This is a genomic window from Azospirillum sp. (assembly GCF_050789165.1).
In genome coordinates this window covers 1-9,441 of the sequence record NZ_JBOZRT010000114.1, presented here as the reverse complement: position 1 = coordinate 9,441, position 9,441 = coordinate 1, and the positions used below count along the sequence as shown (strand labels likewise).

The window sequence follows — 9,441 nt, the reverse complement described above, 5'->3', positions numbered from 1 at the left end:
TGGTCAGCACGAGGTAGATCACCGCCGCCGCGGTGTAGAACATGAAGGGCTGCCGGGTCGAGCCGGCGCCCAGGTGGGCGACGCGCATCACCTCGGCCAGCGCGGTGACCGACACCAGCGACGTGTCCTTGAGCGTCAGCTGCCAGACGTTGCCGAGGCCCGGCAGCGCGTAGCGCAGCGTCTGCGGCACCAGGATGCGGCGCAGGATCAGCCAGCGGCCCATGCCGCAGGCCCGCGCCGCCTCGATCTGGCCGGGCGGCACCGACTGCACGGCGCCGCGGATCACCTCGGTGGAGTAGGAGCCGGAGATCAGCCCGACCGCCATCACGCCGATGGAGAAGGCGTTCAGCTCGACGTAGCCGTCATAGCCGAACACGCGGGCGACGGCGCCGATCATGCCGTTGCCGCCGAAGAACAGCAGGTAGATGACCAGCAGCTCCGGCACGCCGCGCACGACGGTGGTGTAGACCTCCGCCACGCCGCGCAGCAGAAGGCTCTCGCCCAGCTTGGCGGCGGCGCCCAGCGAGCCGAGCACCACGCCCAGCGCGAACGCCGACACCGCCACGGCGACGGTCATCCCCGCCCCGCCGAGGATCTGCCAGCCCCAGCCCTGCGGCCCGAAGGAAAGGAGGTCGAGCATGCTGATCCGCCCTCCCCCTGCCCCGCAGGGGGAGGGAGGGACCCGCGGAACGCGGGAGGGTGGGGGCTACGGCCTCCGCACGGAGCCGCTGCCCCCACCCACCCCAAGCTGCGCTTGGGGCCCCTCCCTCCCCCGCCGGAGGCGAGGGAGGGCCTTACCCCTTACTGCTTGATCGAGATGTCGTAGCCGAAGTGCTGCTTGGACAGCTTCGACACGGTGCCGTCCTTGGTGGCCTCGGCGATGGCCTTGTCGAGCATCGCCTTGAGGTCCGCGTCCTGCTTGCGCAGGCCGAGGCCCATGCCCTCGCCCAGCACGCCGCGCACGAGGTTCGGGCCGAACATCACGATGTTGCCGCCCTTGTCCTCCTTGATGATCGGCTCGAGCACCGAGCGGTCGCCGACCACCGCGTCGACGCGGCCCGCCGCCAGGTCGATGCCGGCGTTGTCGATCTTGTCGTAGGTGCGCACCGACAGCTTCGGCAGGTGCTTCTCCAGGAAGGCCAGCTGCGTGGTCGAGGTCTGCACGCCGACGGTCTTGCCGGCCAGCGCCTTGGCGAGGTCGTCGATGGCCTTCTTGCCGGCCGGCGTCTCGATGTCGAGGATCTCGGTCTTCGGCATGGCGGCCAGCGGCGACTTCTTGTCGGTGATGAAGCTCGACGGGTCGTTGCCGTAGGGGACCGTGAAGTCGAGGATCTTCCTGCGCTCGTCGGTGATGGTCATCGCCGACATGATGGCGTCGTACTTGCCCTGCTGCAGCGCCGGGATGATGCCGTCCCAATCCTGCGCGACGAACTCGCACTCGACCTTCATGCGCTTGCACAGGTCGTTGCCGAGGTCGATCTCGAAGCCGACCAGCTTGCCGGACGCGTCGGTCATGTTCCACGGGGCGTAGGCGCCCTCGGTGCCGATGCGCACCTTCTTCCAGTCCTTCGCCTCGGCTCCACCGAACGCGAGCGCCACGGCGGCGCCGACGGCCAGCGCCGCGATAACCTTCTTCATGCTCCTGCCTCCTCTGTTCGGAACGCGGCCCGCCTTCTGGCGGGCGGGCCGCGGGTTCACCTGTAGGCTTTCCACAACCGGGTCAAGCGGAATTCGACAGGTGCCGCGCGAGGAACTGTCGCACCCGGTCGGAATCGGGGTTCACCAGCACCTTGTCGGGCGGTCCCTGCTCCTCGATGCGGCCCTGGTGCAGGAACACCACCTCAGACGCGACCTCGCGGGCGAAGTCCATCTCGTGCGTCACCAGGATCATGGTGGCGCCCTCGTCGGCCAGCTGGCGGATGACCAGAAGCACCTCGCCGACCAGCTCGGGATCGAGGGCCGAGGTCGGCTCGTCGAACAGCATCACCTTGGGCTGCATGGCCAGCGCCCGCGCGATGGCGGCGCGCTGCTGCTGCCCGCCGGAGAGCTGCGCCGGGTAGGCGTCCGCCTTGGCCAGGATGCCGACCTTGTCGAGCAGGCGCTTCGCCCGATCCACCGCCTCGTCCTTCGGCACGCCCAGCACGTGGACCGGCGCCTCGATGACGTTCTGCAGGATCGTCATGTGGGTCCACAGGTTGAAGCCTTGGAACACCATGCCCAGCCGCGTGCGGATCCGGTCGACCTGCTTGGCGTCGGCCGGCACGGTGCGGCCGCCGCGCGCCTTCTTCAGCGCGATCGCCTCGCCGCCGATGACGATGCGGCCCTCGTCCGGCACCTCCAGCAGGTTGATGCAGCGGAGCATCGTGCTCTTGCCCGAACCGGACGAACCGATCAGCGTGATGACGTCGCCTTCCCGCGCCGTCAGCGACACGCCCTTCAGCACCTCGAGGCTGCCGAAGCGCTTGTGCAGGTCCTGGACGACGACGGCTTCGGGCGCGTTGGGGTTGGTCGGCGGGTGACGGTGCATGGAGGTGGTGTGACCAATAGGGAAAGACAGCCCAAGCTAGTCTGCCGGCCGCGGCCGGGAAAGCGGATTTTCGCTCACCACAGCAACAGGACGAGCACCTGCGGCGCCAGGATGCGCAGGCACATCGCCAGCGGGTACACGGTGGCGTAGGCCAGCGCCGGCGCCTCCGACACCGCCACGGCGTTGGCGTAGGCGAGGCCGGGCGGGTTGGTCTGCGCGCCGGCCAGCACGCCGCAGATGGTCAGGAAGTTCAGCTTCATCACGCCCCGCGCCACCAGCCCGGTGACCAGCAGCGGGATCGCCGTGACCAGCACGCCCCACGCCATCCAGGGCAGCCCCGCCCCGCTGGCCAGCGTCTCGACGAAGCGGGCGCCGGAGGCCACCCCCAGCACGGCCAGGAACAGCACGATGCCGATCTCGCGCAACGCCAGGTTGGCGGCCGGCGGCATGAACCACACCAGCGGCCCCAGGTTGCCGAGTCGCGCCAGCAGGATCGCCACGATCAGCGGCCCGCCGGCCAGCCCGAGCCGCAGCGGCGCCGGCATGCCCGGCAGGAAGATCGGGATCGAGCCGACAATGGCGCCCAGCGCGATGCCGAGGAACATCGGCACCATCTCGGCGGTCTGCAGCCGGCGTTCGGAGTTGCCGATCAGCCGCGCCACCGCCTTCAGCGCGTCGGGCGGGCCGATGACGTTCAGGATGTCGCCGAACTGCAGCCGCAGCGCGGCGCTCGGCACCAGCTCGACGCCGGCGCGGGTGACGCGGCTGATCACCGCGCCGTACAGCCCCTGCACGTTCAGCGCGGCGATCGGCTTGCCGAGCACGGCGTTGCTGGTGACGACGATGCGCTCCCACTTCAGGTCGGTGCCCTGGGTGGTCAGGCTGGCCTCCGCCGGTTCGCCCAGATACAGGCAGCACTCGTCCAGCTTCGGCCGCGGGCCGACGAGGTGCAGCACGTCGCCGACGCGCAGCTCCAGCTCGGGGTGCGGCACCATCAGCCGGTCCGCGCGCAGCAGCCGCGACGCCACCACGCCCAGGCTGGGCAGCGTCGACAGCGCGCCGAGCCGCACGCCGTCGAGGCTGGCGTTGCGGATGGCGACGTTCACCGTGTGCAGCGCCGACACCTCGCGCCGCCGCTCCGCCTCGAAGGCCTGCGCCTCGCGCTGCGGGTCGATGCCGAAGACGATGCGCACCAGCGCCATGGTGAACAGGTTGCCGGCGATTCCGAACGGGTAGGTGACCGCGAAGGCGAGGCCCGGCAGCGCCATCACCGCGGCGTCCGCGCCCACCTCGGTCAGCACCTGCTGCGAGGCGGCCAGCGCGGGGGCGTTGGTCACCGCCCCGGCGAAGACGCCCAGCGACGCCCCCAGCGGCACCGCGCCGGTCACCGCCAGCACCGCCGTCACCGCGACGCTCAGGCCCACCATCAGCAGCGCCAGCGCGTTGAGCCGCAGCCCGCTGGCGCGCAGCGCCGCGAAGAAGCCGGGGCCGACCTGGATGCCGATGGTGTAGACGAACAGGATCAGGCCGAAGTCGCGGATGAAGTCCATCATCTCGGCGTTGAAGGTCACCCCGGCCTGCTTGGCCAGATGCCCGCCGGCGATGCCGGCGAACAGCACGCCGCCGATCCCCAACCCGACGCCGCGCACCTTGATGTGCCCCAGCGCCAGCCCCGCCGCCGAGACGAGGCCGAGCACGAACACCACGCGGGCGATGGTCGGCATGGCGTGCAGCGCGTCGGCGAGGAAGTGCATGGGGCGTCGGCCGTCCTGATCGGCGGGTGGTGCAGCGCAAGGAATGGTGCGCGAAGACGCCGGGGCAATACTCCTTCCGAGGTCACCACAGCAAGAGGACGAGTATCTGGGGTGCGAGGATGCGCAGGCACATCACCAGGGGGTACACGGTGGCGTAGGCCAGCGCCGGCGCCTCGCTCGGCGTCATGGCGTTGGCGAAGGCCAGGGCCGGCGGGTCGGTCATGCTCCCGGACAAAAGGCCGCACAACGAAAGATAGTTGATCCGCTTGACCCGCCGCGCGACCAGGCCGACTACCAGCAGCGGCACCAGCGTGATGACCGCGCCGCAGCCGATCCACACCAAACCGTCGCCGGACAGCAGCGTCTCGACGAATCGCCCGCCGGACAGCAGCCCGACCACCGCCAGGAACAGGATGATGCCGATCTCGCGCAGCGCCAGGTTGGCGGCCGGCGGCATGAACCAGACCAGCGGCCCCAGATGGCCGACGCGGGCCAGCACGATGGCCGCCACCAGCGGCCCGCCGGCCAGCCCGAGCTTCATCGGCGCCGGCATGCCCGGCACGAACAGCGGGATGGAGCCCAGCAGGACGCCCAGCGCGATGCCGATGAACACCGGGATGAACTCGACCTGCTGCAGCCGGCGGTGCGAGTTGCCGAACAGCGCGGCGACGCGGGTGATGTCCGCCGGCCGGCCGATGGCGGTGAGGATGTCGCCGAACTGCAGGTGCAGGGCCGGCGACGGCACCAGCTCGACGCCGGCGCGGTTCACCCGGCTGACCACCACGTCGTAGGCATCGACGAGGTCGAGCTGGGCGATGCTCTTGCCCAGCACGCGGTCGTCGGTGACCACCAGGCGCTCCCAGCGGATGTCGGCGTCCCGGCCGACCAGCGCCACGTCGGACTCCTGGCCCAGGTAGGCCTTGAGCCGCTCCAGCTTCGGCCGCGGGCCGACGAGGTGCAGCACGTCGCCCGGCTCCAGCCGCGTGTCGGCGTGCGGCACCTCCAGCCGGCCGTCGTGCAGGATGCGCGACGCCACCACGCCTTCCCGGCTGCGCACGACGTCCTTCACCAGCAGGCCGGCGACCCCCGCGTTGCGGATGGCGACGTCCAGCCCCTCCAGCGACTCGAGCGCGGCGCGGCGCTGCCGCTCGAAGGCCTCCGCCTCCGCCACCGGGTCGATGCGGAACACGTGGCGCACCACCGCCATGGCGATCAGGATGCCGGCGATGCCGAACGGGTAGGCCACCGCGTAGCCGAGGCTGGGCGTCGCCTGCTCCGCGCCCGAGGCGCCGACCGCGCCGAGGATTTCCTGCGCGGCGGCCAGCGACGGCGTGTTGGTCACCGCGCCGGAGAAGATGCCGAGCACCGCCGGCAGCGGCACCCCGCCGACCAGATGGATCGCCGCCGCGGTCAGCACGCCCAGCACGACGATGGAGGCCGCCATCAGGTTGAGCCCGAGTCCCTGGCGCTTCAGCGCGGCGAAGAAGCCGGGGCCGACCTGGATGCCGATGGTGTAGACGAACAGCACCAACCCGAACTCGCGGATGAAATGCAGGACGTGGTGGTCGAAGGACACGCCGTAGACCCGCGCGAGATGCCCCGCCGCCAGCCCGCTGAACAGCACGCCGCCGATCCCCAGCCCGACCCCGCGCACCTTGACGTGGCCGAGCGCCAGCCCGCTGATCGCCACGGCGCTGAGGGTCAGCAGGACGCGGGCGATGTCGGACAATCCCTGGAAGAGGTCGAGCATGGCGGGGCAACGGTTCCTGTGGCGGCGGGCCCTCCATGCATAAGCTGTGCAGGCCACAAAAATCAAAATTTCGCCACTTTCTCCGCGTACACGAAGGGGGAGCGCGATCAACACCGCGCCGCGGACGCCGCCCGGCGCTTCCGCGACCCCCATACTAAAGGACGCTCACCCCGGCGTCCCCAGCCAGCCCCGGCTGGATCCGCGGCCACCGCCAGAGCCCCCTGCGGTGGCCGTTTTTTCTGTTTATCCGTTCCCTCAGACGCCGGGCGCAGCCGTTCCAGCCCCTCACCCCATCCCTCCCCGCCGGGCGGGGGAGGAGGCAGAAGCTTTGTTGGCGTGCGGCGGCAGTCCCCTCCCCCGCCCAGCGGGCGAGGGTTAGGGTGGGGGTAGGTGCAGGCGCCCTACTGCGCGATCGGCGCCGCCTCGATCTTGCCCCTGGGCGCCGCGTTGACCTTCGGCCCGCCGTTGTCCGCCGCCTTCGGCACCACGGTGGACGCCCCCTTCACGGAGGGCGCGGCGCTGTCCTGCAGGCGCAGCATGTGCAGCCGGATGTAGCCGGTGGCGCCATTGTGCGAGACCGCGATCCAGTCGGACTTGGGCACGCGGCCAACCACGTTCACCGGCTGGCCGGGCGGCAGCCGGCCGACCACGGCGGCGCCCGGGCTGGCGGCGGCGCGGAGCGTGCCGTCGGTGCCGGCGACCCACTTGCCGGCCACCGGCTCGAATCCGGGGGTCTTCGCCACGGGCGGCGAATACACCGGCGGCGGGCGCGACTGCGTGCCGCAGGCGGCCAGTGCCGCGGCCAGCATAAGGGCGAGAACGGGGACGAATCGGGAAATGCGCATGCGTCGGGAGCGTGTTGCGTCGGACGAGGCCCCCTGTTTAGCACGCCCGCCCCGACGGTGAAGTCCGTGCTGCTGAGATTTTTTTGAGGTGCCGCGGGCGTGTGCTATAGCTCGCCTCCGACCTGCCTGCCCTTCCAGGACCTTGCCCCGCCCATGCCTGCCTTCGCCGGAACCGAGCTGACGTGCCTGCGCGGCGACCGGCTCGTCTTCACCGAGTTGGACTTCCGCATCGAACCGGGCGAGGCGATGATGCTGCTCGGCCCCAACGGCAGCGGCAAGTCGAGCCTGCTGCGCATGCTGGCCGGCCTGCTGAAGCCGTTCCGCGGCCGGCTCGCCTGGGACGACCTGGAGGTGCGCGACGAGCCGGACCAGCACCGTCGCCGCATCCACTACGTCGGCCACCTCGACGCCGTGAAGCCGGTGCTGAGCGCCCTGGAGAACCTCGCCTTCTGGGCGCGCCTGGGCGGCGCCGCGGATCCGCAGGCGCACGCGCTGGACGCGCTGACCCGCTTCGGCGTGCCGCACATCGCGCCGGTGCCGGGCCGCTACCTGTCGGCCGGGCAGAAGCGCCGCCTCAACCTGGCCCGCATCCTGGCCGCCCCGGCGCCGCTGTGGCTGCTGGACGAGCCGACGGTGGCGCTCGACCGCGCCGCGGTGCGCCTGCTGGAGGGCATCATCGCCGAGCACCGCGCCGCCGGCGGCATGGTGATGCTGTCCACCCACGCCGACATCGCGCTGCCGGGCCACCGGGTCCTGCAGCTCGACGAGTTCAGTCCCGTCTCCCACGACGACGAGGACGAAGAGGACCATTTGGTTGACGACGGGGAGCACGCCGTATGAACCGCTTCCTCGCCCTCGTCGGGCGCGACCTGCACCTGGCGCTGCGCCAGGGGTCCGACGCCACCATCGCGGTGATGTTCTTCGTGCTGTGCGTGGTGCTGTTCCCCTTCGGCGTCGGGCCGGAGCCGAACATCCTCGCGCGCATCGCCGCCGGCGTGATCTGGGTGGCGGCGCTGCTCGCCTCGCTGCTGTCGCTGGAGCGGCTGTTCCAGAACGACTACGAGGACGGCTCGCTGGAGCTGCTGTCGCTGACCGCGCTGCCGCTGGAGGCCGTGGTGCTGGCCAAGACGCTGGCGCACTGGCTGGTCACCGGCGTGCCGCTGCTGGTCGCGGCGCCGCTGCTGGCGGTGCTGCTGAACATGGAGGCCGGCGGCTTCGGCGTGCTGGTGCTGACGCTGGCCATCGGCACGCCGATCCTCAGCCTGATCGGCTCCATCGGCGCGGCGCTGACGCTGGGGGCGCGGCGCGGCGGCGTGCTGATCTCGCTGCTGATCCTGCCGCTCTACATCCCCGTGCTGATCTTCGGCGCCGGCGCCATCGACGCCGCCGTCACCGGCCTGACGCCCCGCCCGCACCTGCTGCTGCTCGCCGGCATCCTGGCCGGCTGCCTGCCGCTGGCCCCCTGGGCGGGGGCGGCGGCGCTGCGGCAGGCGCTGGAGTAGCGGTCAACGGAGATCGCCGATGCCGACCACGCTTCCGGCGATCATTGGGAAACGTAAAGGCAGGCGGGCGAAGCGTGCATCAGCCGTAACGACGGAGACGCCCTTCCTGAGCGCCAAGGCCAGATACAGGCAATCGTAGATGGGATGGTCGAAGTCGTTGGCCAAGCCCTGCGCCTCGACCAGCAGCTCGGAGTCCCGGATAAGGTCCAGCGGGCTTCTGCGGAGATCCTGGATACCGGTGAACGCATCGATTCGGGATATTTCCCCGCGTCGAACATGCTTCCACAGAATATTTGCGCACTCGACCTCGATCAGTTCGGGCGCAATCAGATTTCGCCCTTCGCACAACCTTTCCGCGATCTCGCTGTCCGGCTCGGGGATCAGCCATTTCACAGCCACGCTGGCATCGACGACGATCGTCGGCCCGAGGCTGTTCACGACTCACCCCCAAGGCCGCTGCGTTCTGCGCGCATCTCGCTGGAAATCGCGCCGCTGTCTGAAAAGACCCTGCCCCCGTACCCTGCGCGCCGTTGGCGCATGCGTTCCCAGAAATCCGCTTGTGCCGGTTGCACCGTCTCCGCCAGGATCAGCCGCGCCTCCTCCTCCAGCGAACGGCCGGCGACCGAGGCGCGCTCCTCCAGCGCCTGCATCAGCGAGTCATCGACGTTGCGGATCGTGATGTTGCCCACGGGAGCCTCCCTGCCACGCAGAAGCAATGTCGCGCCCCCTGCCCAAACGGTCAACCGCTCCCAAAACTGACGAAGGTCAAGGCAACCCCCTCGCGCTCGGGCCAGTGTGCGCTTATATCGTCCGTCAGTCGGCCGAAGAGACAGGGTTACCATGCACCGTTTCGCCAACCCCGCCCGTTTTCTGCGCATCGCGGCCGCGGTCCTGCCGTGGAGCGCGGGGGCCACCGTCGTGCTGCTGGTGCTGGGGCTGTACCTCAGCCTGCTCGGCTCGCCGCCGGACTACCAGCAGGGCGAGACGGTGCGCATCATGTACATCCACGTGCCGGCCGCCTGGATGAGCCTGTTCGTCTACACCAACATGGCCATCGCCGCCG

The 9,441-nt window shown here is 70.5% G+C and carries 11 protein-coding genes; 3 read left to right on the top strand and 8 right to left on the bottom strand.

Annotated elements, in window-relative coordinates; all coding sequences use genetic code 11:
- The 6 genes from ACRWK7_RS25750 to ACRWK7_RS25725 all read right to left on the bottom strand — a co-directional run.
- Positions 1-640 (bottom strand): ABC transporter permease (locus ACRWK7_RS25750; RefSeq protein ID WP_431859183.1); only part of this gene is annotated, 640 nt, incomplete at its 3' end.
- 161 nt (positions 641-801) lie between these two features.
- Complete coding sequence (locus tag ACRWK7_RS25745; protein ID WP_431859182.1) at positions 802-1,638, bottom strand: lysine/arginine/ornithine ABC transporter substrate-binding protein; 837 nt, start codon at positions 1,636-1,638, stop codon at positions 802-804.
- Positions 1,639-1,720: 82 nt separating this feature from the next.
- The gene (locus ACRWK7_RS25740; RefSeq protein WP_431859181.1) at positions 1,721-2,527 is read right to left on the bottom strand and encodes an ABC transporter ATP-binding protein; all 807 of its coding nucleotides are present in this window, start codon (positions 2,525-2,527) and stop codon (positions 1,721-1,723) included.
- Positions 2,528-2,601: 74 nt separating this feature from the next.
- Positions 2,602-4,281 carry a putative transporter gene (locus ACRWK7_RS25735; protein ID WP_431859180.1) on the bottom strand — a complete coding sequence of 560 codons (1,680 nt, stop codon included), beginning with the start codon at positions 4,279-4,281 and terminating at the stop codon, positions 2,602-2,604.
- Between the two features lie 82 nt (positions 4,282-4,363).
- Entirely contained in the window at positions 4,364-6,031 is a 1,668-nt protein-coding gene (locus tag ACRWK7_RS25730; protein WP_431859179.1) for a putative transporter, read from the bottom strand.
- A gap of 401 nt (positions 6,032-6,432) precedes the next feature.
- A complete protein-coding gene (locus tag ACRWK7_RS25725) occupies positions 6,433-6,876 on the bottom strand; it encodes an SH3 domain-containing protein (protein WP_431859178.1) in 444 nt (147 codons plus the stop codon).
- A 153-nt stretch (positions 6,877-7,029) separates the two neighbouring features.
- Here ACRWK7_RS25725 and ccmA point away from each other — a divergent pair, with 153 nt between their 5' ends.
- Both ccmA and ccmB read left to right on the top strand, forming a co-directional pair.
- Positions 7,030-7,716 carry a heme ABC exporter ATP-binding protein CcmA gene (gene ccmA / locus ACRWK7_RS25720; protein ID WP_431859177.1) on the top strand — a complete coding sequence of 229 codons (687 nt, stop codon included), beginning with the start codon at positions 7,030-7,032 and terminating at the stop codon, positions 7,714-7,716.
- Complete coding sequence (ccmB, locus tag ACRWK7_RS25715) at positions 7,713-8,378, top strand: heme exporter protein CcmB (RefSeq protein WP_109120968.1); 666 nt, start codon at positions 7,713-7,715, stop codon at positions 8,376-8,378. Before ccmA ends, ccmB begins: the two co-directional genes overlap by 4 nt.
- A gap of 3 nt (positions 8,379-8,381) precedes the next feature.
- Here ccmB and ACRWK7_RS25710 read toward each other — a convergent pair whose 3' ends face one another.
- Together ACRWK7_RS25710 and ACRWK7_RS25705 are read right to left on the bottom strand one after the other, a co-directional pair.
- Positions 8,382-8,816: a type II toxin-antitoxin system VapC family toxin gene (locus ACRWK7_RS25710; protein WP_431859176.1), complete on the bottom strand. Its 435-nt coding sequence runs from the start codon at positions 8,814-8,816 to the stop codon at positions 8,382-8,384.
- A complete protein-coding gene (locus ACRWK7_RS25705; protein ID WP_431859175.1) occupies positions 8,813-9,067 on the bottom strand; it encodes a FitA-like ribbon-helix-helix domain-containing protein in 255 nt (84 codons plus the stop codon). The genes ACRWK7_RS25710 and ACRWK7_RS25705 overlap by 4 nt, the downstream gene beginning before the upstream one ends.
- Positions 9,068-9,218: 151 nt before the next feature.
- Here ACRWK7_RS25705 and ccsA point away from each other — a divergent pair.
- Positions 9,219-9,441: cytochrome c biogenesis protein CcsA (gene ccsA, locus ACRWK7_RS25700; protein ID WP_431859174.1), on the top strand; the 223-nt coding region annotated here is incomplete at its 3' end.